The sequence below is a fragment of the Herbiconiux moechotypicola genome (assembly GCF_024979255.1).
GTDB lineage: Bacteria > Actinomycetota > Actinomycetes > Actinomycetales > Microbacteriaceae > Herbiconiux > Herbiconiux moechotypicola.
The window spans coordinates 276,072-301,094 of sequence record NZ_JANLCN010000002.1 but is presented as its reverse complement, the minus strand read 5'-3'; the positions used below and the strand labels follow the sequence as shown (position 1 = coordinate 301,094).

Below are 25,023 nucleotides of genomic sequence, written 5' to 3'. Positions count from 1 at the left end.
TCGGTACGACCGTGGGTAACTTACCAGCTGGACTTCGTAATGCCCGGCAACTCGCCCCGGTGCGCCATGTCGCGGAACCGCACACGCGAGATGCCGAACTTGGTCAGCACTCCACGGGGACGGCCGTCGACGGCGTCGCGGCTGCGCACCCGGATGGGCGACGCGTTGCGGGGGAGCTTCTGCAGGCCCACGCGGGCGGCCTCGCGCTCCTCGTCGGTGGAGGCGGGGTTCACCAGCGCCTTCTTCAGCTCGAGGCGCTTCGCGGCGTAGCGCTCCACGACCACCTTGCGCTGCTCGTTGCGCGCGATCTTGCTCTTCTTGGCCATGTGCTTAGCGCTCCTCTCGGAAGTCGACGTGCTTGCGGATGACCGGGTCGTACTTCTTCAGCACGAGGCGGTCGGGGTCGTTGCGGCGGTTCTTCTTGGTCACGTAGGTGTACCCGGTGCCGGCCGTCGAACGGAGCTTGATGATGGGACGGACGTCTTGCTGCTTCGCCATTAGAGCTTCACCCCACGAGCCTGGATGTCTTTCACGACGGCCTCGATGCCACGGGCGTCGATGACCTTGATGCCCTTCGCGCTCACCGTGAGGGTGACGCTACGGCGAAGCGACGGCACGTAGTACGTCTTCTTCTGCACGTTCGGGTCGAAACGGCGCTTGGTGCGCCGGTGCGAGTGCGAGATGTTGTGCCCGAAGCCGGGAACGGCTCCAGTCACCTGGCACACTGCTGCCATTGGTTCCTCCATTTGGTTACCGTGAGACGAGCGCCTCACCCAAGATGACTTGTCGGCGGATGCGGCCTGTGCCGCACCCACAATGGGCGGAGGATTCCACCCAACCTGAGAAGCTTACACCATCCTCCGCACGCGCCGCGAGGGTGTCACGCGGTCGGCACGCAGGCCGAGCAGAAGCCGAAGATGTCGACCACGTGCTCGGGCCGGCTGAAACCGTGCAGGCGCGCGGTGCGCTGCGCCCACTCCTCCACCTCGTCGGCCTCGATCTCGACGGTCAGCCCGCAGCTGCGGCAGATGAGGTGGTGATGGTGCTCGAGCGAGCAGGCGCGGTAGAGCGACTCGCCCTCGGGCGACTGCAGCGAGTCGGCCTCGCCCTCCTGCGCCAGGTCGGCCAGCGCACGGTAGACGGTGGCGAGGCCGATCTGCGAACCGGTGTTCTTGAGCGAGGAGTGCAGAGTCTGCGCGCTCACGAATCCCATCTGCGTGCCGAGCGCGGAGCGCACGGCCTCGCGCTGCCAGGTATTGCGCTTCATGACCTCACCGATCCCAGGGACTTCGAACCCCTCCACCGTAGTGCCGCCAGCTTGGAGATCCCCAGGGCGAGCACGAGGAACAGTGCGGCCGTGAGCGAAATCGCCGCACCCGCGGCCACCCCGAGCATCCGTGACGCCACGACGCCGATCACACCCGACAGCGCACCGAGCATGGGCGCGAGCACGAACAGCTGAGTGGTGGTGCGCGCGATCAGCCTGGCCGCCGCCGCGGGCGCGGCGATGAGCGCCAGCGCGAGGATCGCCCCGACCGCCGGCATGGCGGTGACCACCGTGAGCACGATGAGCGAGAGCACCACGGTCTCGATCACCCACGGCCGGTATCCCGCCGCGCGGAACCCGGCCGGGTCGAGCGTGGAGAACAGGATCTCCTTGCCCGTGCCGAGCAGCACGAGCACCGTCACCACGAGCACCGCGGCGGCGACCACGAGATCGCTGTCGGTGGTGTTGAGGATGGAGCCCACGAGATAGCTGTCCACGTGGATCGGCAGGTCGGGGAAGAACGCCTGCGCGAACACCCCGAGCGCGAACCCCGCCGTGAGCACGACGCCCGAGGCCACCTGCGACCCCTGCCGGGTGACCCGGCCGAGCATCGTCATGGCCACGATGAGCAGCACGCTCGAGGCCAGCGCCCCGACCATGATGTCGACCCCGATCGCCGCCGCGACCACCGCCCCGGGGAACGTGGCGTGGGTGAGTGCCTGCGTGAAGAAGGCCCGGCGGCGCAGCACCACCACGGTGCCCACCAGCCCGCAGAGCACTCCGATCACCACGGCGACGACGAGCGCCCTCTCGTAGTACCCCATCAGGCGGCCACCTCGGCAGCCCGGGCCCGCGCACGCGCGCGCACCCGGCGCATCCCGTCGACCGTGACCCGGCCGAGCAGCACGATCAGGTAGGCGGCCACGACCACGAGCACCACCGTCGCCCCGCTGGGCGCCGGCACGCCCGCGCCCACCGAGAGCGCGTAGGCGACGCTGAGGCCGAGCCAGCCGGCGAGCGCGGCGAACGCCGCCGCGATGGCCACGATCACCCCGATGCGCCCCGCCACCAGCCGACCCACGGCACCCGGCACGATGAGCACCGCCAGCACCAGCAGGTTGCCCACCGCGTTGGATGCGGCCACCACCACGAGCGCGATCGCCACGTTGAGCACGAGGTCGAGGGCGAGCACCCGGTAGCCCGCCGCAGCGGCACCCTCTTCGTCGAAAGCCCGGAACAGCTGCCCCTTGAAGGTCACCAGCACGAGCACCAGGGCGAGCCCGCACACCACCGCCGTCTGCACCAGGTCGGAGTCGGTCACGGTGAGCAGCCGCCCGAACAGCAGCTGGTCGAGCTGCCCCACGTAGTCGCTCTGCGTCGAGACCACGAGGATGCCGATGGAGAACATGCCCGTCAGCACGATCGCCGTGGAGGCGTCGGAGGTGACCGCTCGGCGCGTGACGAGGGTGAGCACGACGGCCGCCACGACGGCCGCCACGACCGCACCGGCATAGAGACCCTCACGGCCGGAGAGCACGTAGCCGATGACGAGTCCGGGGAAGACCGCGTGCACGAGGCCATCGCTCACGAACTCGAGCGCGCGCAGGTTGACGAGTACGCCGATGACACCCGCCACCACGCTCAGCACCACGAGCACGGCGAGAGCCTTCGCCATGAACGGGAGGGCGAAGGGGTCGATCAGGACGGCGACGAGGTCCACCGCGGTCAGAGCTCGACGTCGCTGAAGGTGTTGTGCACGTTGGGCAGGGTGAGCACGCTCTCGCGCTCGCCGAACGCGAGCTGGCGGCCGTTCAGCAGCAGCACGCGGTCGCACACCTGCCGGGCGAGGTCGAAGTCGTGGGTGGAGACGAGCACCGCCACGCCCCGGCTCTTGAGGTCGCGGAGCGTCGTGACCAGCGCGTCGCGGTTGCTCTGGTCGAGGCCGTTGAAGGGCTCGTCGAGCAGCAGCAGCTCAGGCGACGACACGATGGAACGGGCCAGGATGCCCCGCTGCTGCTGCCCACCGGAGAGGTCGCCGAAGCGCCGCTTGGCCCTGTCGGAGAGGCCCACCGCGGCGAGCGCCGACTCGACGGCCGCGCGGTCGGCGGCCCCGGGCATCCTGAACCAGCCGAGGCCGCGATAGCGGCCCATCATGACGACCTGCTCGAGCGTGACCGGGAACTGCGGGTCGAGGTCGTCGTGCTGCGGCATGTAGCCGATGCGCGAGGCGTAGGAGCGGTGGCCCGTCGAGCCCGCCACCTCGATGCGCCCCGAGACGAGCGGCACGGCACCGAGGATGCCCTTCAGCAGCGTGGACTTGCCCGCGCCGTTGGGCCCGATGAGCGCCACTGCTTCGCCGGGGTGCACCTCGATCGAGACCCCTTCGAGCGCGGTGCGGGCGCCGTAGGCGAACGTGGCGTCCTGCACGCGCAGCACGGCGCCCACCGCGGCCGGGGCGACGGTGGGCTCGGATGCCGTGGGCGGGGTCACGCGGCTAGTCTTCCAGGTCTGCCGGGAGCGCGCTGGGGGTCACCCCCCACGACTCGAGGATGACGGTGGCGTTGTGCACCTGCGAGTCGATGTAACTGGCGCCGTCGCTGCCCGCCGGGCCGAGCGAGTCGCCGTAGAGGGCCTCGTCGCCCGAGTAGACCTTCACCCCGGCCTCGGAGGCGATGGTGTCGGCGGCCCGCGGCGAGATGGAGGCCTCGGAGAACACGGCCTTCACCCCGGTCGCCTTGATGGCGGCGACGAGCTCGTCGATCTGCGCCGCGCTCGGCTCGGCGTTGTCGTCGAAGCTCGGGATGACCGAGCCGACATAGGTGATGTCGTAGGCGTCGACGAAGTAGGTGAAGGCGTCGTGGTTCGACACCAGCAGGCGCTCGGCCTCCGGGACGGTGTCGACGTTCTCGCGGATCCAGGCGTCGAGCTCGGTGAGCTTCGCCTCGTACGCGGTGGCGTTGGTGGCGAAGTCGGCGGCGGCGGCCGGGTCGGCCTGCTCGAGACCGTCGGCGATGGTGGCGACCATGCGGCTCGCGAGGGCGGGGTCGGTCCAGATGTGCGGGTTGCCGGCCTCGTGGGCGTGGTCATCGGCCTCGTCGGTGTGCTCGGACTCCGCCTCGTCGGAGTGGTCCTCGTCGGCATGGTCGTCCGCGTGCTCGTCCTCGGCGTGATCGTGGTCGTCGCCCGCCTCGTCGTCGGAGAGCTCGATGCCGGTCGACGCGTCGATGGTCACCCCGGCGAAACCCGAGGCGCTGATGGCGTCGTCGAGCCACTCCTCGAGGCCGGCGCCGTTGATGACGAGCACGTCGGCCGAGGCGAGGGCGCTCAGGTCGGCCGCCGAGGGGTCGTAGCTGTGGGCGCTCTGGTTGGGCTGGATGAGCTGGGTCACGTCGGCCGCGTCGCCGGCCACCTCGCGGGTGAAGTCCGCGACCTGGGTGGTGGTCGCCACCACCTTGAGGGTCGAACCCGCGGCGGCGGTGGCACCCGCATCCGTCGAGGCGGCACCCGTGGCGCAGCCGGTGAGGGCGAGCGCCGAGGCGGAGACGAGCACGGGCAGGATCAGGGCGTTTCTCTTCACGCCTCGATCTTATTGATAATGATTGTCAATACCAAATCCGCCCGGCCGTCGCCGGTCACGACTCAGTCCAGCAGCAGCGCGGGCTCCTCCAGGATCGACGCCACGTCGGCCACGAACCGGCTTGCCACGTCGCCGTCCACCACGCGGTGGTCGAAGCTCGCACCGACGGTCGTGACGAAGCGCGGGCGCACCTCGCCGTCGACCACCCACGGCTTCTGCTTGATGGTGCCGAGCGCCACGATCCCCACCTCGCCGGGGTTGAGGATGGGCGTGCCGGTGTCCATGCCGAACACCCCGATGTTCGTGATGGTGATGGTGCCGTCGGCCATGTCGGCGGGGGAGGTGCGGCCCTCGCGCGCCGTGAGGGTGAGCTGCTCGAGCGCACCCGCGAGCGTGCGCATCGACATGTCCTGCGCGTCTTTGATGTTGGGCACGATCAGCCCGCGCGGCGTGGCCGCGGCGATGCCGAGGTTCACGTAGTTGCGCACGATGATCTCCTTCTCGGTGAACGCCGAGTTGACCATGGGGTTGCGCTGCACGGCCCAGATGATGGCCTTGGCCATGATGAGCAGCGGTGAGATCTTCACGCCGGTGAAGTCGGTCGAGGTCTTCAGCCGCTTGACGTACTCCATGGTGCGGGTGGCGTCGACGTCGACGAAGAGCGACACGTGCGGCGCGGTGAACGCGGAGGTCACCATCGCCTTCGCGATCTGCTTGCGCATCCCCTTCACCGCGATGCGCTCCTCGCGCACCGGGGCCCACTGCGGGGTCTCGATGTTGTGGAACACCTTCGCCTGGTCGGCGTGCCGGATGACGTCCTCCCGCGTGATGTCGCCGATGACGCCGGTGGGTGTGACCTCGTTGAGGTCGACCCCGAGGTCTTTGGCCAGCTTGCGGATGGGCGGCTTGGCGATCACGGGCACGCCCGGGATGGGCTGGTGCACGCGGGCGGCGCGCTCGGCCGGGCGGCGCGCATCGACCGCCTCGCCGATCGCGGGGATGGCGGCACGGGCGCCGGTGCGGCCGCTGCGTCGGCTGGTGACGTGGCCCTTGATGCCGTAGCCCACGAGCACGGCGCCGGAGCCGGAGGGTGCGGGCGGCGCGCTCGCCTCCTCGACCGGCGCAGCAGCGACCGGCGCGGCAGCGGGCGCCGCCGCGGCGGCCGCCTCCTGCTCGAGCACCTCGTGCGGGGGCGGAGCCTCCTCGCCGTCGGTTGCGGCCACCGAGATGATGGGCGTGCCCACGTCGACCGTGGTGCCCTCGCTCACCAGGATGCCCTCCACGGTGCCCGCGAAGGGCGAGGGCAGCTCCACGAGCGACTTCGCGGTCTCGATCTCGACGAGTACCTGGTTGATGGCGATGGTGTCGCCGGGAGCGACCTTCCACGCGACGATCTCGGCCTCGGTGAGACCCTCGCCCACGTCGGGGAGGTGGAACAGGGAACTGGTCATCGGAGTCTCCTCGCCTAGTACGCCATCACGCGGTCGACCGCCTCCATGACGCGGTCGGCGTCGGGGAGGTAGAGGGTCTCGAGCTTGGCCGGGGGGAACGGGGTGTCGAAGCCGGAGACCCGCAGAACGGGGGCCTGCAGCGAGTAGAAGCAGCGCTCGGCGACCGTCGCGGCGATCTCGGAGCCGAGGCTCACGAACCCGGGCGCCTCCTGCGCGATCACGAGGCGGCCGGTCTTGGTGACGGAGTCGACGATCGGCCCGTAGTCGACCGGGCTGAGCGACCGCAGATCGATGACCTCGACACTCACGCCCTCCTCGGCGGCGATCTCGGCGGCCTGCAGCAGCACGCTCACCATGGCGCCGTGGGCGAGCAGCGTGACGTCGGTGCCGGTGCGCACCACGCGGCTGGCGTGCAGCGGCGCCGCGGTGCCGGCGAAGTCGACCGGGCCCTTGGGCCAGTAGCGGCTCTTCGGCTCGAAGAACATGACGGGGTCGTTGGAGGCGATGGCCTCCTGGATCATCCAGTAGGCGTCGTTCGGGGTGGACGGGCTCACCAGGCGCAGGCCCGCCGTGTGGGCGAAGTACGCCTCCGGGCTCTCCTGGTGGTGCTCGACCGCACCGATGTGCCCGCCGTAGGGCACCCGGATGACCACGGGCATCGAGAAGGCGCCCTGGCCGCGGTTGGTGAGCTTGGCCAGCTGGGAGGTGATCTGGTCGAAGGCCGGCCAGATGAAGCCGTCGAACTGCACCTCGCACACGGGCCGGTAGCCCCGCATGGCCAGGCCGATGGCGGTGCCGACGATGCCCGACTCCGCCAGCGGGGTGTCGACCACCCGCTGGGCGCCGAACTCCGCCTGCAGGCCCTCCGTCACCCGGAACACCCCGCCCAGCCGGCCGATGTCCTCACCCATGAGCAGCACCTTCGGGTCGTCGGCGAGCGCCTGACGAAGGCCCGCGTTGAGCGCCCTGGCCATCGGCAGCTCCTCGACCCGGGCGACGGGCGAGGTCGCAGCCGCGACCTCCTGCACCGGCGACACGTCGATGGTCATGACAGTTCCTCCTCGAACGAGGCCTCGTAGCGTTCCAGCCAGAGCTTCTGCTCGGCCATCACGGGGTGGGGCTCGGAATACACGTGGTCGAACATGCTCGACGCCGGCGGCGGCTCGATGGCGAGGGTGCGGTGGCGGATGTCGGCCGCGAAGTCCTCGGCCTCGGCGGCGACCTCGGCGAAGAATCCGTCCGACTCGCCGAGCGAGCGCAGGTACTTCTCCATGCGCACGATGGGGTCGCGCGCGACCCAGTAGGCGTGCTGCTCGGGGTCGGCGTACTTCGACGGGTCGTCGGAGGAGGTGTGGGCCCCGATGCGGTAGGTGAGCGCCTCGATGAAGCGCGGGCCCTCGCCGGCGCGCGCCTGGTCGAGGTAGGCGGAGGTGACCGCGAAGCTCGCCAGCGGGTCGTTGCCGTCGATCTGCACGCTCGGGATGCCGAAGCCGCGCGAGCGCAGGTAGAGGGGAGTGCGCGACTGGGTCGTCACGGGCACCGAGATGGCCCACTGGTTGTTCTGCAGGAAGAACACGTTGGGGCTCTGGTTCGAGGCCGAGAACACGAAGGCCTCGTTCACGTCGCCCTGCGAGGTGGCGCCGTCGCCGAAGTAGCAGAGCACCGCGGTGTCGACCTCGGGGTCGCCGGTGCCGACGAGCCCGTCGCGCTGCACGCCCATCGCGTATCCGGTGGCGTGCAGCGAGTGCGAGCCGATCACCAGGCAGTAGGTGTGCACGTTGCCGTTGGTGGGGTCGTTCGGGTTCCAGCCGCCGTGGGTCACGCCGCGCAGCAGCCGCACGATGTCGAGCATCTCCACGCCGCGCACGTGGGCGACGGCGTGCTCGCGGTAGGAGGGGAAGATGTGGTCCTGCGCCCGGGCGGCGAAGGCGGAGCCCACCTGGGCGCCCTCCTGACCGTGGCTCGGCACCCAGAGCGCCATCTGACCCTGCCGCTGCAGGTTGATGCCCTCCTGGTCGAAGCGCCGCACGACGGCCATGTGCCGGTAGAACTCGCGCAGCGTGGTCTCGTCGAGCAGGTCGAGGCGGTCGGCGAATGCCTCCGCCTCGGGAGTGGGCGCGAACTCACCGTCGGGCGTGAGAAAGCTCACGGGCTTCGGCGTGGTGATGTCCAGGGCGTCGCTCATGCGAGCAACCTCGCAATCTCTTCTGAGGCGTCGAGCACGTTCTGCACCGACTCGGCCTCGCCGATGGTGAGCCGGATGCCGTCGGGCAGGTACGCGCGCGCCACGATGCCGTGGCGGCGGAACACCTCGAGGGCCTCCTCGGTCTTCGGTCCCGTGGGGTACCAGAGGAAGTTGCCGTGGGGGCGCGGGATGCTCGCCCACCCCTGCTCGAGCAGCGCGTCGTAGACGGCGTCGCGGCGGGAGGAGATCTCGGCCACCCGGTGGCGCAGCTCGTCGCCGCGGTCGAGCGAGGCGATCGCGGCGAGCTGGGCGTGGTCGGTGAGGCTGAGCGGCACGATGGTGGTGCGGGCGGCCGCGAGGATCGCGGGCGAGCCGATGCCGTACCCGATGCGGAGGCCCGCCAGACCGTACGCCTTGGAGAAGGTGCGCAGGATGACGAGGTTCGGGTAGCGGCGCACCAGCCGGCGGCCGTTCACGGCGGCCGGGTCGGTGACGAACTCGGCATAGGCCTCGTCGAGGATGACGAGCACGTCGGTGGGCACCTTCGCCATGAAGGCCTCGAACTCCTCGGCCGTCACCACGCTCGAGGTGGGGTTGTTGGGGCTGCACACGAGCACGAGCCGCGTGCGCTCGGTGACGGCGGCGGCCATCGCGACGAGGTCGTGGCGGTGGTCGGGCGTGTTCGGCACCGGCACCTTGGTGGCGCCCGGCAGCACGGTCATCCACGGGTAGACCTCGAAGGAGCGCCAGGAGTACACGACCTCGTCGCCGTGCCCGGCCGCGGCGAGCGTGAACTGCATGAGCAGCGCCACCGAGCCGGCGGCGACGATCACCTCGTCGGGCTCCACGCCCCACTCCGCCGCGAGCCGGCCGGTGATCTCGGGGGCGGCGGCGTTCGGGTAGCGGTGCAGCTGCCGGGTGGCGGCGTCGACCGCCTCGAGCACGCCGGGCAGCGGGTCGTAGGGGTTCTCGTTCGACGAGAGCTTGAACCCGGTGGGGGCGGCCTGACCCTGGCGGTACGCCGGGAGGGCCAGGATCTCGGGCCGCAGCTTCACGGGAAGATGCGGCGTCACCGGGCTGTGCAGGGGGCCGGAGCTCATCCGCCCATCATAGTTTGGGCTGTGAAAGCGGGCCGGGAATATGAGTGGCCTCCCACTCCTCGGCCAGCATCGCGAAGACGAGCGTGTCTGTCCATTCCCCCTTGAAGTACTCGTCGCGCACGAAGTGCGCCTCCTGGCGAAAACCCAGTCGGGTCAGAAGGCGCGCCGAATCACCGTTCCGCGCATCCAGCCGCGCGATCACGCGGTGCAGGCCGAACTCGCCGAAGGCCAGACGCAGCATCGCGCCCGCTGCCTCCGTGGCATACCCCTGCCCGTGCACGTCTGAGGCGAACGCGTAACCCAGCTCGCCCCGCGCATCCGTGGCACTGTCGTACTTCAGCAGCACCTCGCCGATCACCCGTCGCTGCTCGCGCAGCTCCACGGCGAGCACCAGCCACTCGCCCTCCTCGCCCACGATGCCCTGACGGACGCGCGCGGCGAGCGCCTCGGCCACCTGCGCCCGGGTGCGCACCGGCCACGGGATGTACCGCACCACCTCGGGGTCGGAATGGTAGCGCACCAGATCGTCGAGATCGTCGTGGCGGTGCGGTCGCAGGTCGAGATGAGGGGTCACGACGGGGTAGGAAGGGGACCACGGGATGCTCACCATGCATCGACTCTGCACCACCCGGTCTGGGATAGTGGGCTCATGCGCAGATTCCTGGTCTCCCTGGTCGCGAACGCGATCGCCCTATGGCTCACGACCCTCATCGTGGCCGGGGTGAAGATCGACGCCTTCGGCGACGGCGGAGTGTTCGAGACCATCGTCACCTACCTGTTCGTGGCGTTCGTGTTCGGCCTCGTGAACGGCATCATCGGCAGCATCATCCGTGTGGTCGCCTTCCCGCTCTACATCCTCACCCTGGGCATCCTGGCGCTGTTCGTGAACGCGCTGCTGCTCTGGCTCGTCTCGGTGGTCACCGGATGGTTCGGCTTCGGGCTCACCGTCGCCGGCTTCTGGTGGACGGTGCTCGGCGCGCTCGTGCTGGCCATCCTCTCCGCCATCATCGGCGCCATCCTCCGGCCGCTCGCCGGCCGCAAGGGCCGCTGACCGCCGCACGAGCCTCCGCTGCTGCGACAATGGATGCCATGACGTCAGACCCCGCCGAGCCGCAGGATCAGGCGTTCCGCATCTGCATGGTGTGCACCGGCAACATCTGCCGCTCCCCGATGGCCGAGATCGTGCTGCGCGACCTGGTCGAGAAGGCCGGGCTCTCCGACCGCGTCGTGGTCACCTCGGCCGGCACGGGGGAGTGGCACGTGGGCGAGCACGCCGACCCGCGCACCGTCTCCGCCCTCGAGCGGCAGGGCTTCGACGGTTCTGGGCACCGCGCCCGTCAGTTCGACGCCTCGTGGTTCGACTCGCTCGATCTCGTGATCGCGCTCGACCGCAGCCACGAGCGGGTACTGCGCTCGTGGGCCCGCTCCGACGACGACCGGCAGAAGGTGCGCCTGCTGCTCGGCTTCGACGCCGACTACGCCGGCCGCTCCGACGTGCCCGACCCCTACTACTCCGACGAGGCCATGTTCGACTCGGTGCTGGCGATGGTGGAGCACTCCTGCCGGGCCCTGTTCCGTCAGCTCGAACCCGCCTTCCGCCGCAGCACGCCCGTGCTCTGAACCGCGCCCCGCATCCGACACCCCGCCCCGCCGCCCCGAAAGAACGCCATGCCTCCCCTGCCCCCTCAGCCCATCAGCCCTCTCGACGGCCGCTACCGCCCCGCCGTCGGCGAGATCGGCGAGTTCCTCTCCGAGGCCGGCCTCAACCGCGCGCGGGTGCACGTGGAGATCGACTGGCTGCTCTACCTCACCGACCACTCGCTTATCGGCTCCGAGCCGCTCGACGCCGAGCTCGCCCGGCGGCTGCGCGCGGTGGTGCAGGAGTTCGGTCAGGCCGACATCGACGAGATCGCGGCGTTCGAGGCCACCACCAAGCACGACGTGAAGGCGGTGGAGTACTACGTGCGTCGCCGGCTCGACGAGCTCGGTCTCACCGCCATCGGCGAGCTCACCCACTTCGGGTGCACGAGCGAGGACATCAACAACCTCTCCTATGCGCTCACCATCCGCTCGGCCGTCACCGAGGTGTGGCTGCCCGCCTTCACGGCCGTCATCGACGAGCTGCGCCGCCAGGCCGTGCTCTACCGCGACGTGCCGATGCTCGCGCACACGCACGGCCAGCCCGCCACGCCCACCACCATGGGCAAGGAGCTCGCGGTGAACGTGCACCGGCTCGAGCGCGTGAAGGCGCAGATCGAGGGCACCGAGTACCTCGGCAAGTTCTCGGGCGCCACCGGCACCTTCGCCGCCGACCTCGTGGCCGACCCGGCGGTCGACTGGCAGGCGGTCTCGCGCGGCTTCGTCACCTCGCTGGGGCTCGAGTGGAACCCGCTCACCACCCAGATCGAGTCGCACGACTGGCAGGCGGAGCTGTACTCCCGCATCAGCCACGCCAACCGCATCCTGCACAACCTCTGCACCGACGTGTGGACCTACATCTCGATCGGGTACTTCACCCAGATCCCGGTCGCCGGCGCGACGGGGTCGTCGACCATGCCGCACAAGGTGAACCCCATCCGGTTCGAGAACGCCGAGGCCAACCTCGAGCTCTCCAGCGCGCTGCTCGACTCGCTCGCCTCCACGCTGGTCACCTCGCGGCTGCAGCGCGACCTCACCGACTCGAGCGCCCAGCGCAACATCGGGGTGGCGCTCGGGCACTCGGTGCTCGCGCTCGACAACATCCGCGGCGGGCTCGGGCAGATCGCGCTCAACGAAGACGCGCTGGCCCGAGACCTCGACGCCAACTGGGAGGTGCTCGGCGAGGCCATCCAGACGGTGGTGCGCGCCGAGGTGACGGCCGGCCGCTCGTCGATCGTCGACCCGTACGCGCTGCTCAAGGAGCTCACGCGGGGCCGCCGCATCGGACAGGCCGAGCTGGTGGAGTTCGTGCAGGGGCTCGACATCGGCGACGAGGCGAAGGCCCGGCTGGTGGCGCTCACGCCCGCCGGCTACACCGGACTGGCCTCGCAGCTCGTGGAGCACATCCTGTAGCCCACGCCCGCCGTCGGCACCGCCGCCCGCGGGCTAGTGCGACGGCGGCGGCAGCTCGTCGTCGTCGATCTCGTGCTGCTCGATCTCGTTCGGCTTGATCGAGAGCGAGAACATCGCCATCACCACCAGCGTCACGATGAACGCCAGGCCGAAGAAGATGAGCGAGAGCACGATTTCGCGCGTGGTGAAGAGCACCACCAGGCCCACGAAGAGCGAGAGGATGCCGGACAGGACGAGAAGTTCGACGGGCTTCAGCCGGTCGCGCCTCGAGGGTTGGTTCACGATGCCTTTCCACTTCGCACGGCCGGTGCCGCCTGGGTGCCCCAGCGCAGCGACAGGCCCGCGATCACGAGGAACAGCCCCACGATCGCGCCGTAGGCCCCGAGCATGCCGACCACGAACACCGGGTCGGTGGGGAAGAAGATGAGCACCAGGGCGAACACGACCGTGAGTGCGCCGACGATGGCCCAGTCGCGCGAGGCCGGGTTCTTGGTGGTGCGGAGCCCCACGTAGAGCTCGAGAAAGCCGCTGATGGCCGAGTTCATGGTGGCGCAGAAGAGCAGGAAGCCGAGCCCGCCGCCGTTCATGACGAGGGCCAGCGCACCGAACACGACTCCGGAGGCGCCCTGGATGACGAAGGCGACCCGCACGGGCTTTTCGACGACGTAGCGCCAGGACAGCGCCCCCACGATCACGCCCGAGACGATCGCGAAGACCCCGTAGGCCAGAAGCCCCACCTGCGCGGAGTGGTTCGAGGTGAAGGTGATGACCAGCGCCGTCACGATGAAGGGGATGGCCCTCGCCACCGGGACGCCCCAGTAGGGCGACCGCGGGAGGGTTCGGGTTGCGTCGGTCACGCCTCCAGTTTATTGCCCCTCGCCTGGGAGCCCCGCCGCGCGGGGTGGGAGGGCCACCAGAAGGCGTCGCCGGTGAGGAACACCAGCGAGGGCACGAGCACCGTGCGCACCACGAGGGTGTCGAGCAGCACGCCGATGCACACGATCACGCCGATCTGCGTGAGCGCCACCACGGGCAGCACCCCCAGCACCGCGAACACCGCCGCGAGCAGGATGCCGGCGCTCGTGATGACCCCGCCGGTCGAGCTCAGCGCGCGCACCATGCCCTCCCGGGTGCCGTGGGCGACGGTCTCCTCGCGCGCCCGCGTCGTGAGGAAGATGTTGTAGTCCACCCCCAGCGCCACCAGGAAGAGGAAGGCGAAGAGCACCACGTTCGCATCGAAGGCGGGGAAGCCCATCAGGTTCTGGAAGATGAGGTTCGAGGCGCCGAGGCTCGCGAAGAAGGTGGCCAGCACGCTCGCGATGAGCAGCACCGGCGCCACGAGGGAGCGCAGCAGCAGGGCCAGGATGAGGAACACGATCGCCAGGATGAGCGGGATGATGAGCGCCTGGTCGGCTGCGGCCGCCGTGTTCTCGTCGAGGGCGGTCGCGTCGTTGCCGCCCACCAGGGTCTGGTCGAGGGGGGCGGGCGAGGACGCATAGTCGGTGCGCAGCGTCTGGATGAGGGTGAAGGCCTCGTCGCTCTGCGGCTCGGCGTCGAGGGTGAGGTCGAGCCGGGTGAGCCCGTCGTGGCTCTCGCCGGCGCGCACCGACACCACGCCGTCGACGCCGTCGGCGAGCGCTGTCGCGTCGGCGACCGCGGCGTCGGGGGTGAGCACGACCGTCTGGCCGGTGAGTCCGGCCCCGAAGGCCTCGTCGACGATGCGCTGGGCCACCACCGAGTCGGGGTCGCCGATGAGCTGGTCGGTCTGGGAGAGTCCGACCCGCCCGCCGTTCAGGCCGAGCGCCAGAGCGGCGATGCCGAGGGTCGCGACGACGGCGACGACGGCCGGGCGCCGCTGCACGCCGCGGCCGAGGCGCATCCAGACGCCCTTGTGCTCGGTGCCTACCCCAGCATCCTTCTGGACTCGCGGGATGAACGGCCAGAACAGGCCACGGCCGCACACCACGAGGGCGGCGGGCAGCACGATGAGCGCGAAGAGCACGGCGATGGCGACGCCGATGGCGCAGGCCACGCCGAGCGCGCGGTTGCCCGCCAGCTGGGCGAAGAGCAGCGTGAGCAGGCTGAGCGCGACGGTGCCGCCGCTCGCGGCGATGGCCGGCCCGGCACTCGTGACGGCGGTGAGCATGGCGCGGTGCCGGTCGTCGACCCGGGTGAGCTCTTCGCGGTAGCGGGCCACGAGCAGCAGGGCGTAGTTGGTGCCCGCGCCGAACACGAGCACCGAGAGGATGCCCGCGATGGAGGCGTCGACGGTGATGCCGAGGGGTTCGGCGAGGCTGGTCACCACGATGCGGGCGAGACCGTCGGCCGTGCCGACCACGGCGAGTGGCACGATCCAGAGCACGGGGCTGCGGTAGGTGATGATGAGCAGCACCGCCACCACGATCACGGTGACCAGCAGCAGGCGGAAGTCGGCTCCGGCGAAGGCGTTGCCGATGTCGGCCTGGAAGCCGAGCGGGCCGGTGAGCAGCGCGGTGAGGCCGTCGGGGAGGCCGTCGGCGGCGGTGGTGCGGATGCGCTCCGCCGCGGCCTGCACGTCGTCGTCGACCTCGGCCGCGTCCAGCGGCACGGCGACGAGGGCGGCGGTGCCGTCGTCGCTGAACTGGGGCACGACGGCCTGCGGGGCGATCGAGTCGCTCGCGAGGGCCTCGGCGCTGGCCGTGACGGCGGCCTTGTCGGCGTCGGTGAGGGCGTCGCCACCGCGGTCGTAGACCAGGATGGCTGCGGTGCTGTCGGCGCTCGGGAACTGTTCGAGCAGGGCCGAGACCTGGGCGGCCTCGCTGGAGTCCGGCAGCCCCGACTCCGGGTAGGAGTCGCTCGACCCCTTCGGGAGCAACGCGAACAGCAGCCCGATCGCCACGACCGAGAGGCCGAGCACCACCCAGGCCGTGCCGCGTCCGCTGATGAATCGGGCTATCGCGCGCATGGTGCGGTGGGCCTCGCTCTCTCTGATCACTTCTTACTAAGCAACTTAACTACCTAGAGGTTTAGCATGTCATCCATGACACATGGCCGCAACCCGGATGCGCCGTGGTCGCGCGACGAGCTCGCCGACTCGGGCGCGGGGCCGGCGAGCGGCATCGCCGTGGCCCTGCGAGACATCGATACCCACTCGCGGGCCTTCGAGCGAAAACTGGGTTCCGCCCTCGCGGTGAACCCCACCGATCTGGCGGCGATGCAGCACCTCATCCAGAACGGACCGCTCACGCCGAGCGAACTGGCCCTCCGCCTCGGGGTCACCACGGCGGCCTCGACCCTCGTGGTGGATCGCCTCGTCGCCCTGGGTCACGCCGAGCGCCACCCGCACCAGCACGATCGCCGCAAGATCGTCGTGGTGCCCTCCCGTGCATCCGTCGACCGCGCCGTCGACCTGCTCCTGCCCGTGATCGCCGGCATCGCGGGCGTCGTCGACGATCTCACCCCCGCCGAGCGCGCCACCGTCGAGCGCTTCCTCCACTCCGTCGACACCGTCTACCGCACCGCCGCCGAGGGGCCTTAGGGTCGTGACATGCGCATCGTCGTATCCGGCACGCACGCGAGCGGCAAGAGCACACTCGTCTCCGATTTCGCCTTGCTGTATCCGGCGTTCTCCGTGCTGCCCGACCCCTTCGAGCTGATCGATGAGGCCTGGGACGGTCCGGGCGCATCGTCTTTCGCACGCCAGCTCCGCCTCTCCGCGGCCCGGCTCGATCCGACCGAGACCCCGGGCGACCTCATCGCCGAGCGCGGCCCGATCGACTTTCTGGCATATCTTCTGGCATTCGACGCACTCGATCGCATGCCGGAGTCACCCGGGCTCCTGGCACGCTCCGCCGAGGTCACCCGCGATGCACTCCGCCACGTCGACCTGGTCGTGCTGCTGCCCTTGGCTCCCGCTGACGGAATCAGCATCGGAGTCGACGAAGATCCGGCGCTTCGGGATGCGATGAACGACGCCTTGCTCGACCTGGTGAACGACGACGACATCGTCGATGAAGGCGTCACCGTGATGGAGATCACGGGTGACCGAGATCGACGGCTGAGAATGCTCCAGGCTGTCGTCGGAGACCTCTCTCGGCGTTCCACGCCCTGACTCCGCGCTCCGTGCCGGACCGCCCGCGCGGCTACGCCGGCGGCATGTCGGCGAAGCGCGAGAAGTGCCCGTGGAAGCCGACGGTGATGGTGGCGGTGGGCCCGTTGCGGTGCTTGGCCACGATGAAGTCGGCCTCCCCCGCGCGCGGGTTGTCTTTCTCGTAGGCGCCCTCGCGGTGCAGCAGGATGACCATGTCGGCATCTTGCTCGAGCGAGCCCGACTCGCGCAGATCGCTGATGGCGGGCTTCTTGTCGGCGCGCTGCTCGGGACCACGGTTGAGCTGGGAGAGGGCGATCACGGGCACCTGCAGCTCCTTGGCCATGAGTTTGAGGGCACGCGAGAACTCCGACACCTCCTGCTGGCGGCTCTCCACCTTCTTGCCGCTGGTCATGAGCTGGAGGTAGTCGATGACGACGAGCTTGAGGCCCACCTTCTGCTTGAGGCGGCGGCACTTGGCCCTGATCTCGACCAGGGTCATGTTGGGGCTGTCGTCGATGTAGAACGGGGCGTCGTTGATGCGGCCGCGGGTGGAGGCCAGCGTGGTCCAGTCGCGGCCCTCGATGCGCCCCTTGCGCATGCTCTGCAGGGGCACGGATGCCTCTGCCGAGAGCAGGCGCATCGCGATCTCCGATCGCCCCATCTCGAGTGAGAAGAAGATCGACGGCATGTCGTTCTTGATCGAGGCCGCCCGGCAGAAGTCGAGCGCGAGAGTCGACTTACCGAGCGCCGGACGCGCGGCGACGATGATCATCTGGCCGGGGTGGAACCCATTCGTGAGATTGTCGAGATCGGCGAAGCCGGTGGGCACACCGGTCATCTGCCCGTCTTTGCCCGCCGCCGCCTCGATCTCGTCGATCGCCGCGGTGACCGCGACCGTGAGCGGCACGTAGTCCTCGGTCTCCACCCCGCCGTTGACGGCGTAGATCTCGGCCTGAGCGTTGTTCACGAGGTCGGTCACCTCGCCCTCACTGGCGTAACCCATCTGCACGATGCGCGTGCCGGCCTCCACGAGGCGCCTCAGCACCGCCTTCTCGGCCACGATGGAGGCGTAGTAGCCGGCGTTCGCCGCCGTGGGCACGAGACCCGTGAGCGTGTGCAGGTACTCGGCCCCGCCCGCGCGGGTGAGTTCGCCCGTCTTCGTGAGCTCGTCGGTGACGGCGATCACGTCGGTGGGCTCGCCGTGCGAGTAGAGGTTCAGCACGGCCTCGAAGATGACCTCGTGCTTGGGGATGTAGAAGTCGACCGCCCGCATCACCTCGACGACGTCGGCCACCGCGTCTTTGCTCAGCAGCATGCCGCCGAGGGCGCTCTGCTCGGCCAGGAGGTCGTGCGGGGGAGTGCGCTCCCCGGCCGGTCGGGATTCCCGGTCACCGGGGCGTGGCTGGTCTCCCGCGAGGCCGAGATGGGCGATCGACACGTGGTCTCCTCGTCATGAATCCGGTGGTGCGACAAGCAAATCGCCGACCACCGACATTCTCAAAATGGGGCTGTGGATAAGACTGTTGATGATCTGGGCGAAACGCCGGGCGCCGTGTGCACAAGGTGTGGACTACTCTGTGAACAACTCCGGTGCAACAACTTTCAAAGCTGATTTGATCGGGTATTTCGCTGTTCCACACACTGTGAGTAGACACATCCTTCGATCATCGCTTGAATGTTGAACTACTCACTGCACCCTGTGCACAGATCTGGGGAGAATCGGCGCGAAAAAGGGGTGCCGAGAGCCCGAGAGCTCTTGACACCCCTTCGTCGAATGGGCTACTTGGCCGCGACCACCTGGAGGGTGATGGTGGCCGAGACGTCGTCGCGCAGACGCACGATCGCCTCGTGGGTGCCCGTGGCCTTGATGGCCGTGGGGATCTCGATCTTGCGCTTGTCGAGGCTGCCGATGCCGGCCTCCGACACGGCGGCGGCGATGTCGGCGGTCTTCACCGAGCCGAACAGACGGCCGCCCTGACCGGCCTTGACGGTGAGCTTCACCGTGGTGGCCTCGAGGGACTGCTTGACGTGCTGCGCCTCCTCGATGGTGGCGAGCTCACGAGCGGCGCGAGCCGCCTTGATCTGCTCGACCTGCTTCTCGCCACCGCGGCTCCACGCCACGGCGAAGCCCTTCGGGATGAGGTAGTTGCGGGCGAAGCCGTTCTTGACCTCGACGACGTCGCCGGGGGCACCGAGACCGGTCACCTCGTGGGTGAGGATGAGTTTAGACATGTCGACGCTCCTTAGCGGCCCGAGCCGGCGTAGGGCAGAAGTGCCATCTCGCGGGCGTTCTTGACGGCACGGGCGATGAGGCGCTGCTCCTGGACGGAGACACCCGTGATGCGGCGGGCGCGGATCTTTCCACGCTCCGAGATGAACTTGCGGAGGGTCGCGACGTCTTTGTAGTCGATGACCCCGACGCGGATGGACTTCGCCGGGGCGGCGTTCTTCGCGCCCTTGGCGCCGCGGAGCGGCTTGCGGCGGTCGCCGCTTGACTTTCCAGCCATGGTGTTGGGTTCCTGTTCTGAAAGAAGAGAAGTTTAGAAGGGGGTGTCGTCGGCGTAGCTGCCGGGAGTGTTCCACACGTCGCCGCCCGAGCCGCCCGACGAGGAGGGCGCGGATGCGGCCCACGGCTCGTCGACGGCGGGCTGACCACCGCGGTTGCCGCCCCCGAAGGAGCCGCCGCCACCGGAGGTGGCGCGGGTGACCTGGGCGGTCGCGTAGCGCAGCGACGGGCCGATCTCGTCGACCTCGAGCTCGATCGCGGTGCGCTTCTCGCCCTCGCGCGTCTCATAGGAGCGCTGGCGCAGACGGCCGGTCGCGATGACGCGGCTGCCCTTGGTCAGCGACCCGGCGACGTGCTCGGCGAACTCGCGCCACACCGAGGCCCGGAGGAACAGCGCTTCGCCGTCCTTCCAGTCGTTGGCCGCACGGTCGAAGGTGCGCGGGGTGGAGGCGATCGTGAAGTTCGCGACCGCGAGCCCGTTCTGCGTGTAGCGCAGCTCGGGGTCGGCGGTGAGGTTACCCACCACGGTGATGACGGTCTCGCCGGCCATGACGACTACTCGGCGGCCTTGGCCGACGCGGCCTTGACGGCGGCGGCGGGCGACGCGGCGGATGCGGCGGGGGCGGCAGCGGGAGCAGCGGCCTTCGGGTTGGCGGCCTTGCGGGCGGCCTTCTCGTCGGCGAGCTTCGCGGCGGCGGCGACCTGGGCGATGGCCTCCTCGGCCCGCAGCACCTTGGTGCGCATGACGGCCTCGGAGAGCTTCAGCTGGCGGTCGAGCTCCTTGGTGGAGTCGGCGGTCGCGGTGAGGTTCACCACGGCGTAGATGCCTTCGCTCTTCTTGTTGATCTCGTAGGCCAGGCGACGACGGCCCCAGATGTCGACCTTGTCGACGGTGCCACCGGCGCCCCGGATGACGTTGAGGAACTTGTCGAGGCTCGGTGCCACGGTGCGCTCGTCGATCTCGGGATCGAGGATCACCATGAGTTCGTACTGATGCGTCACAAACCCACCTCCTTCGGACTAGAACGGTCACAGACGGTCTGTGACAGGAGGGTTCTGCATCGGTCTCGCACCTCGCGGAGAGTTCCGCAGGGCACAAGACAACCTGGGTAGCCTACCAGAATGCGTCTCGCACTGGTATCGCTGCACACCTCGCCGCTGGCCCGGCCGGGCGAGGGCGACGCGGGCGGGATGAACGTGGTGCTGGTGGGTCTCGCCGACGCGCTCACCGCATCCGGGGTCGAGGCGGTGCTCGTGACCCGTGCGGAGTCTCCGGATGCGCCGGGCCGGGTGGCGCACACGGCCGGCGGCACCCCGGTGCACCGGCTCGCCGCGGGGCCCCTCGCCCCCGTGGCCAAGTCGGCCCTGCCCCCTCTCGTGCCCGAGTTCGCCCGAGCTCTGGCGGGGCTCGGGCGCTTCGACGTGGTGCACTCGAACTACTGGCTCTCCGGGCTCGCCGGGCTCCCCGTGGCGCGTGCGACGGGCGCGCCCCACGTGCTGAGCCTGCACACGGTCGCCGCCCTGAAGAACTCCCGCCTCGCCGCCGGCGATCGGCCCGAACCCGCGGCGCGGCTCGAGGCCGAGCGGATGCTCGTGCGCGACTCCGACCTCACCCTGGCGCACACCGAGGCCGAGCGCTCGGCGATCCTCGACCACGATGAGGCGTCGCCCGAGCGCGTAGCCGTGGTGCCCCCCGGCGTCGACACCACGCTGTTCCACCCCGACCCGGCCACGCACCGCGGCGACCGACGCCCGTACCTGCTCGTGCTGGCGCGCATCCAGCCGTTGAAGGGGGTCGACCTCGCCCTGCGCGCATTCGCGCTGCTCCCCTCGCAGGCGCGGCCGCGCCTCGTGGTGGCCGGCGGGGTGAGTCCGGGCCACGAGGCCTACGGCGACGAGCTCGAACGGCTCGCCCGCGAGCTCGGCGTCGCCGACACGGTCGACTTCCTCGGCCCCCGCTCGCGCGAACAGGCCGCAGAGCTGCTGCGGGGAGCGGATCTCCTCCTGGTTCCCTCGCACTCCGAGACCTTCGGCCTCGTCGCCCTGGAGGCGGCCGCCAGCGGCACGCCCGTCGTGGCGGCGAGCTCCACCGGCCTGCTCGATTCGGTGGAGGACGGGGTGAGCGGCCTCCTGCTGCCCTCCCGCGAACCGGTGCTCTGGGCCGCCGCGATCGGCCGACTCCTCGACCACCCGTCCCGGCTGCGCGAGCTGAGCCGCACGGCGCAGGCGTTCGGGGCCCGCCGTTCCTGGTCCGCTGTGGCGGCGGACACCCTCCGGCACTACGAAGCACTCCTCGCCACGCCCACTCATCCGGAGGCACCATGACCGTCCCCCTCCCGCCCCACGACCCGGGTGCCCTCGCCCTCGCGGCGTTCGGCGCGCATCCGGTGTTCGTGCACGCCCACCCCGACGACGAGTCCATCTCCACCGGCGGCGCCCTGGCCGCCCTGGTGCAGGCGGGTGCCCAGGTGCTGCTCGTCACCGGTACTCGCGGCGAGCGGGGCGAGGTCGTCCCGGGCCCGCTGCACCCCCTTGAGGGAACCCCTGAGCTCGGCCCGCACCGCGTGCGCGAACTCCAGGCCGCCGTCGCCGCCCTGGCCCCGCCGACGGCGACGGGCACCCTCACACAGCTGTTCCTGGGCACGGCACCGGCCCGTGCCGGCCTCACGGAGCGCCTGTATGCCGATTCCGGAATGCGCTGGCGAGACGACGGTCTCGCCGCCCCCGCCGACGACGCACCACCCGAGGCGCTCAGCCTGGCACCGCTCGACGAGGTGGCCGCCGACCTCATCGCGGGCATCCGTGCACTCGCCCCCGCGGTCACCTCGATCGTGAGCTACGACGCCATCGGCGGCTACGGGCACCCCGACCACGTGCGCAGTCATACCGCCGCGCGCCAGGCCGCCCGCGAGTTCGGCGTCCCCTTCTACGCGATCGTGGAGCCCCGGGTGCAGCCCGACCCGGCCTCAGACCCGAGCGACCTCGCCGGCGAGGTCACCCTCGAGCTCGGGCCCTTCACCGCGCTCAAGGCCCGGGCGATGGCGGCGCACGCCACCCAGCTCACGCTCGACGACGCCACGGGCGACTTCGTGCTGAGCGGCGGCCAACGGCACGCGATCGGCGTCGTCGAACGGTACCGGCGACCGGCCGATGGATAGGATCGTTAGGTTTCGACAACGAACCAGCATCAGCCCGTACAAGAGGAACACCGCCCGATGAGCATCAAGGTCGCTATCGCCGGCGTGGGAAACTGCGCCAACTCCCTGATCCAGGGTGTCAGCTACTACGCCGACGCCGACGAGTCCGAAGCGATCCCCGGCCTCATGCACACCCGCTTCGGCCCCTACCACGTGGGCGACCTGGAGTTCGTGGCGGCCTTCGACGTCGATGCGGCCAAGGTGGGTGCAGACCTCGCCGACGCCATCTGGGCCAGCGAGAACAACACGCTGCGCTTCGCCGAGGTCGCCCCCACCGGCGTGACCGTGCAGCGCGGCCCGACGCTCGACGGCCTGGGGGAGTACTACGTCGACATGATCGAGGAGTCGGCCGCCGAGCCCGTCGACGTGGCGGCCGCCCTCCGCGCCAGCGGGGCCGAGGTGCTCGTGTGCTACCTGCCCGTCGGCAGCGACGAGGCCGCCAAGCACTACGCCCAGGCGGCCCTCGATGCAGGGGTCGCGTTCGTCAACGCCATCCCCGTGTTCATCGCCTCCGACCCGGTCTGGGCGGCGAAGTTCACCGAGGCGGGCCTGCCGATCGTGGGCGACGACATCAAGAGCCAGGTCGGCGCCACCATCACCCACCGCGTGCTCGCCCGCCTGCTGGAGAGCCGCGGCATCCGAATCGACCGCACCTACCAGCTCAACGTCGGCGGCAACATGGACTTCAAGAACATGCTGGAGCGCCGGCGCCTGACCTCGAAGAAGATCTCGAAGACGCAGGCGGTCACCTCGAACATCGAAATCGACCTGCCCGCCCACGACGTGCACGTCGGCCCGAGCGACCACGTGCCGTGGCTCGACGACCGCAAGTTCGCCTTCGTGCGCCTGGAGGGTCACGGCTTCGGCGGTGCCCCGATGAGCCTGGAGTACAAGCTCGAGGTATGGGACTCGCCGAACTCCGCGGGTGTCATCATCGACGCCGTGCGCGCCGCGAAGCTCGCGCTCGACGCTGGGCTCGGCGGCCCTGTCGAGTCGGCCAGCGCCTACTTCATGAAGTCCCCGGCCAAGCAGCTCCCCGACGACGTGGCCCGCGCCGAGCTCGAGGAGTTCATCGCGGCGAACTCGCCCGCCTGAGGTGCACTGGGCGGCGGCTCACCCCTCCTGGCGCACCGCCCACCACTCCAGCAGCCGGCGGGTGGCCTCCTCCTCGCTGAGCGGACCCTCGTCGAGCCGCACCTCGAGCAAGTAGGCGTAGGCCTGACCCACCTCTCGTGAGGGCTTGATGCCCAGGATGCGCATGATCTGCTCGCCGTCGAGGTCGGGCCTCACCGCGGCGAGCTCCTCCTCGGCCGCGAGCGTGGCGATGCGCTCCTCGAGGTCGTCGTAGGCGAACGCGAGCTGATCGGCCTTGCGCCGGTTGCGGGTGGTGACGTCGGCGCGGGTGAGGATGTGCAGGCGCTCCAGCTGGTCGCCGGCGTCGCGCACGTAGCGGCGCACGGCGGAGTCGGTCCAGGCGCCGTCGGTGTAGCCGAAGAACCGCAGGTGCAGTTCGATCAGCCGGCTCACCGCGGCGATGGTGTCGTTGTCGTAGCGCAGGGCACGCAGTCTCTTGCGGGCCAGCTTGGAACCGACCACGTCGTGGTGGTGGAAGGAGACCTGACCGCCGGGCTCGTTGCGCTTCGTGGCGGGCTTGCCGATGTCGTGCAGCAGCGCGGCGAGACGCAGCACAAGGTCGGGGGCGGCGCCGGGATGGCGCGACTTCTCGAGGTCGATGGCCTGGTCGAGCACCGTGAGGCTGTGCTGATAGACGTCCTTGTGGTGGTGGTGCTCGTCGCGCTCGAGCTGCAGGGCGGGGATCTCGGGCAGCACCAGCTCGGCCAGCCCGCTCTCGACCAGCAGTTCGACCCCTCGGCGGGGCGCATCCGTCTTCAGCAGCTTGGACAGTTCGTCGTTCACCCGCTCCACCGAGACGATGCCGATGCTGTCGCGCATCTCGGTGATGGCCACCGCGGTGTCGACCGCCACCGAGAATCCGAGCTGGGCGGTGAAGCGGATGGCCCTGAGCATGCGCAGCGGGTCGTCGCCGAACGAGATCTCGGGTGCTCCCGGGGTGCGCAGCACGCCCGCGATGAGGTCGTCCATGCCGTGCGAGGGATCGATCAGCTTGAGCTCGGGCAGCCGGAGCGCCATCGCGTTCACCGTGAAGTCGCGGCGGAACAGGTCGCCCTCGAGGGTGTCGCCGAACTCCACCGCCGGCTTGCGGGTGGCTCCGTCGTAGCTGTCGGAGCGGTAGGTGGTGATCTCCACCGTTTGCCCGTCGATGCGGGCGGCAATGGTGCCGAACGCCCGCCCCACGTCCCACTGTGCCTGCGAGATGGGGGTCACCAGGCCGAGGATCTCGTCGGGCCGGGCATCGGTGGTGAAGTCGAGGTCGGTGATGGGCCGGCCGAGGAAGGCGTCGCGCACCGGACCGCCCACCAGCGCGAGCTCACGGCCCGCGGCGCTGAACGCCTTCGCGAGCGCGGCGACCGGACCTTCGGCGGCGAGCGCCGAGAGGAACTCGAGGGACTGCTGAACCGACTGCACCGAGCCATTTTAGCCGCGAGATGGCACACCGCCCGGGTGCTTCCCGCTTCTCCCAGGCGCCGCCTCCTACAAT

At 70.0% G+C, this 25,023-nt stretch carries 30 protein-coding genes; 8 read left to right on the top strand and 22 right to left on the bottom strand.

What is annotated here, in order from left to right:
• Positions 1-20: 20 nt before the first annotated feature.
• From rpsN to N1031_RS04085, 13 genes are all read right to left on the bottom strand, one after another.
• On the bottom strand, positions 21-326 hold the full coding sequence (rpsN, locus tag N1031_RS04145) for a 30S ribosomal protein S14 (RefSeq protein ID WP_259478322.1): 306 nt from the start codon (positions 324-326) through the stop codon (positions 21-23).
• Positions 327-330: 4 nt separating this feature from the next.
• Positions 331-498: a 50S ribosomal protein L33 gene (gene rpmG, locus N1031_RS04140; protein WP_022897487.1), complete on the bottom strand. Its 168-nt coding sequence runs from the start codon at positions 496-498 to the stop codon at positions 331-333.
• On the bottom strand, positions 498-734 hold the full coding sequence (gene rpmB / locus N1031_RS04135; RefSeq protein WP_259478321.1) for a 50S ribosomal protein L28: 237 nt from the start codon (positions 732-734) through the stop codon (positions 498-500). The genes rpmG and rpmB overlap by 1 nt, the downstream gene beginning before the upstream one ends.
• A gap of 146 nt (positions 735-880) precedes the next feature.
• Positions 881-1,267, bottom strand: coding sequence for a Fur family transcriptional regulator (locus N1031_RS04130; protein ID WP_259478320.1), 387 nt, complete (start codon positions 1,265-1,267; stop codon positions 881-883).
• A complete protein-coding gene (locus N1031_RS04125) occupies positions 1,264-2,091 on the bottom strand; it encodes a metal ABC transporter permease (protein ID WP_259478319.1) in 828 nt (275 codons plus the stop codon). The genes N1031_RS04130 and N1031_RS04125 overlap by 4 nt, the downstream gene beginning before the upstream one ends.
• Entirely contained in the window at positions 2,091-2,987 is an 897-nt protein-coding gene (locus tag N1031_RS04120; protein WP_259478318.1) for a metal ABC transporter permease, read from the bottom strand. Before N1031_RS04120 ends, N1031_RS04125 begins: the two co-directional genes overlap by 1 nt.
• Before the next feature lie 5 nt (positions 2,988-2,992).
• Positions 2,993-3,757, bottom strand: a complete 765-nt coding sequence (locus N1031_RS04115; protein WP_259478317.1) for a metal ABC transporter ATP-binding protein — start codon at positions 3,755-3,757, stop codon at positions 2,993-2,995.
• Between the two features lie 4 nt (positions 3,758-3,761).
• Positions 3,762-4,844, bottom strand: coding sequence for a metal ABC transporter substrate-binding protein (locus tag N1031_RS04110; protein ID WP_259478316.1), 1,083 nt, complete (start codon positions 4,842-4,844; stop codon positions 3,762-3,764).
• 62 nt (positions 4,845-4,906) lie between these two features.
• Complete coding sequence (locus N1031_RS04105; RefSeq protein WP_259478315.1) at positions 4,907-6,295, bottom strand: dihydrolipoamide acetyltransferase family protein; 1,389 nt, start codon at positions 6,293-6,295, stop codon at positions 4,907-4,909.
• Positions 6,296-6,309: 14 nt separating this feature from the next.
• Positions 6,310-7,269, bottom strand: a complete 960-nt coding sequence (locus N1031_RS04100; RefSeq protein WP_259478515.1) for an alpha-ketoacid dehydrogenase subunit beta — start codon at positions 7,267-7,269, stop codon at positions 6,310-6,312.
• A gap of 71 nt (positions 7,270-7,340) precedes the next feature.
• A complete protein-coding gene (locus tag N1031_RS04095) occupies positions 7,341-8,480 on the bottom strand; it encodes a thiamine pyrophosphate-dependent enzyme (protein ID WP_259478314.1) in 1,140 nt (379 codons plus the stop codon).
• On the bottom strand, positions 8,477-9,580 hold the full coding sequence (locus N1031_RS04090) for a histidinol-phosphate transaminase (protein ID WP_259478313.1): 1,104 nt from the start codon (positions 9,578-9,580) through the stop codon (positions 8,477-8,479). Before N1031_RS04090 ends, N1031_RS04095 begins: the two co-directional genes overlap by 4 nt.
• Positions 9,581-9,587: 7 nt before the next feature.
• Entirely contained in the window at positions 9,588-10,190 is a 603-nt protein-coding gene (locus N1031_RS04085) for a GNAT family N-acetyltransferase (RefSeq protein ID WP_259478312.1), read from the bottom strand.
• A 39-nt stretch (positions 10,191-10,229) separates the two neighbouring features.
• Here N1031_RS04085 and N1031_RS04080 point away from each other — a divergent pair, with 39 nt between their 5' ends.
• Genes N1031_RS04080 through purB form a run of 3 tightly spaced genes read left to right on the top strand, consistent with a single transcriptional unit; the run spans position 10,230 to position 12,631 of the window.
• On the top strand, positions 10,230-10,631 hold the full coding sequence (locus N1031_RS04080) for a phage holin family protein (protein WP_259478311.1): 402 nt from the start codon (positions 10,230-10,232) through the stop codon (positions 10,629-10,631).
• Positions 10,632-10,669: 38 nt separating this feature from the next.
• A complete protein-coding gene (locus N1031_RS04075) occupies positions 10,670-11,200 on the top strand; it encodes a low molecular weight protein-tyrosine-phosphatase (RefSeq protein ID WP_259478310.1) in 531 nt (176 codons plus the stop codon).
• A 48-nt stretch (positions 11,201-11,248) separates the two neighbouring features.
• A complete protein-coding gene (gene purB, locus N1031_RS04070) occupies positions 11,249-12,631 on the top strand; it encodes an adenylosuccinate lyase (protein ID WP_259478309.1) in 1,383 nt (460 codons plus the stop codon).
• A gap of 33 nt (positions 12,632-12,664) precedes the next feature.
• Here purB and N1031_RS04065 read toward each other — a convergent pair whose 3' ends face one another.
• From N1031_RS04065 to N1031_RS04055, 3 genes are read right to left on the bottom strand one after another with little or no spacing between them, the layout of a single operon-like run.
• Positions 12,665-12,913, bottom strand: a complete 249-nt coding sequence (locus N1031_RS04065) for a hypothetical protein (RefSeq protein ID WP_259478308.1) — start codon at positions 12,911-12,913, stop codon at positions 12,665-12,667.
• Entirely contained in the window at positions 12,910-13,488 is a 579-nt protein-coding gene (locus N1031_RS04060) for a hypothetical protein (protein WP_259478307.1), read from the bottom strand. Before N1031_RS04060 ends, N1031_RS04065 begins: the two co-directional genes overlap by 4 nt.
• Positions 13,485-15,605: an MMPL family transporter gene (locus N1031_RS04055; protein ID WP_259478306.1), complete on the bottom strand. Its 2,121-nt coding sequence runs from the start codon at positions 15,603-15,605 to the stop codon at positions 13,485-13,487. The genes N1031_RS04060 and N1031_RS04055 overlap by 4 nt, the downstream gene beginning before the upstream one ends.
• Positions 15,606-15,650: 45 nt before the next feature.
• On the opposite strand from N1031_RS04055, the gene N1031_RS04050 reads away from it, so the two are divergent.
• Both N1031_RS04050 and N1031_RS04045 read left to right on the top strand, forming a co-directional pair.
• Positions 15,651-16,148, top strand: coding sequence for a MarR family winged helix-turn-helix transcriptional regulator (locus N1031_RS04050; protein ID WP_259478305.1), 498 nt, complete (start codon positions 15,651-15,653; stop codon positions 16,146-16,148).
• A gap of 9 nt (positions 16,149-16,157) precedes the next feature.
• Entirely contained in the window at positions 16,158-16,721 is a 564-nt protein-coding gene (locus N1031_RS04045; protein ID WP_259478304.1) for a DEAD/DEAH box helicase family protein, read from the top strand.
• Positions 16,722-16,752: 31 nt separating this feature from the next.
• Here the strand turns inward: N1031_RS04045 and dnaB are convergent, their stop codons facing one another.
• From dnaB to rpsF, 5 genes are all read right to left on the bottom strand, one after another.
• Positions 16,753-18,138: a replicative DNA helicase gene (dnaB, locus tag N1031_RS04040; protein WP_259478303.1), complete on the bottom strand. Its 1,386-nt coding sequence runs from the start codon at positions 18,136-18,138 to the stop codon at positions 16,753-16,755.
• A 341-nt stretch (positions 18,139-18,479) separates the two neighbouring features.
• Positions 18,480-18,932 carry a 50S ribosomal protein L9 gene (rplI, locus tag N1031_RS04035; protein WP_259478302.1) on the bottom strand — a complete coding sequence of 151 codons (453 nt, stop codon included), beginning with the start codon at positions 18,930-18,932 and terminating at the stop codon, positions 18,480-18,482.
• A gap of 11 nt (positions 18,933-18,943) precedes the next feature.
• The gene (gene rpsR / locus N1031_RS04030; protein WP_022895757.1) at positions 18,944-19,207 is read right to left on the bottom strand and encodes a 30S ribosomal protein S18; all 264 of its coding nucleotides are present in this window, start codon (positions 19,205-19,207) and stop codon (positions 18,944-18,946) included.
• 33 nt (positions 19,208-19,240) lie between these two features.
• On the bottom strand, positions 19,241-19,756 hold the full coding sequence (locus N1031_RS04025; protein WP_259478301.1) for a single-stranded DNA-binding protein: 516 nt from the start codon (positions 19,754-19,756) through the stop codon (positions 19,241-19,243).
• Between the two features lie 5 nt (positions 19,757-19,761).
• Entirely contained in the window at positions 19,762-20,187 is a 426-nt protein-coding gene (rpsF, locus tag N1031_RS04020) for a 30S ribosomal protein S6 (protein WP_375163609.1), read from the bottom strand.
• Positions 20,188-20,328: 141 nt separating this feature from the next.
• Here rpsF and N1031_RS04015 point away from each other — a divergent pair, with 141 nt between their 5' ends.
• From N1031_RS04015 to N1031_RS04005, 3 genes are read left to right on the top strand one after another with little or no spacing between them, the layout of a single operon-like run.
• Entirely contained in the window at positions 20,329-21,531 is a 1,203-nt protein-coding gene (locus N1031_RS04015; protein WP_259478299.1) for a glycosyltransferase, read from the top strand.
• Positions 21,528-22,364: a PIG-L family deacetylase gene (locus tag N1031_RS04010; protein WP_259478298.1), complete on the top strand. Its 837-nt coding sequence runs from the start codon at positions 21,528-21,530 to the stop codon at positions 22,362-22,364. The genes N1031_RS04015 and N1031_RS04010 overlap by 4 nt, the downstream gene beginning before the upstream one ends.
• A gap of 57 nt (positions 22,365-22,421) precedes the next feature.
• On the top strand, positions 22,422-23,498 hold the full coding sequence (locus N1031_RS04005) for an inositol-3-phosphate synthase (protein WP_259478297.1): 1,077 nt from the start codon (positions 22,422-22,424) through the stop codon (positions 23,496-23,498).
• Positions 23,499-23,516: 18 nt separating this feature from the next.
• Here the strand turns inward: N1031_RS04005 and N1031_RS04000 are convergent, their stop codons facing one another.
• Positions 23,517-24,950, bottom strand: coding sequence for a CCA tRNA nucleotidyltransferase (locus N1031_RS04000; RefSeq protein WP_259478296.1), 1,434 nt, complete (start codon positions 24,948-24,950; stop codon positions 23,517-23,519).
• Positions 24,951-25,023: the final 73 nt, after the last annotated feature.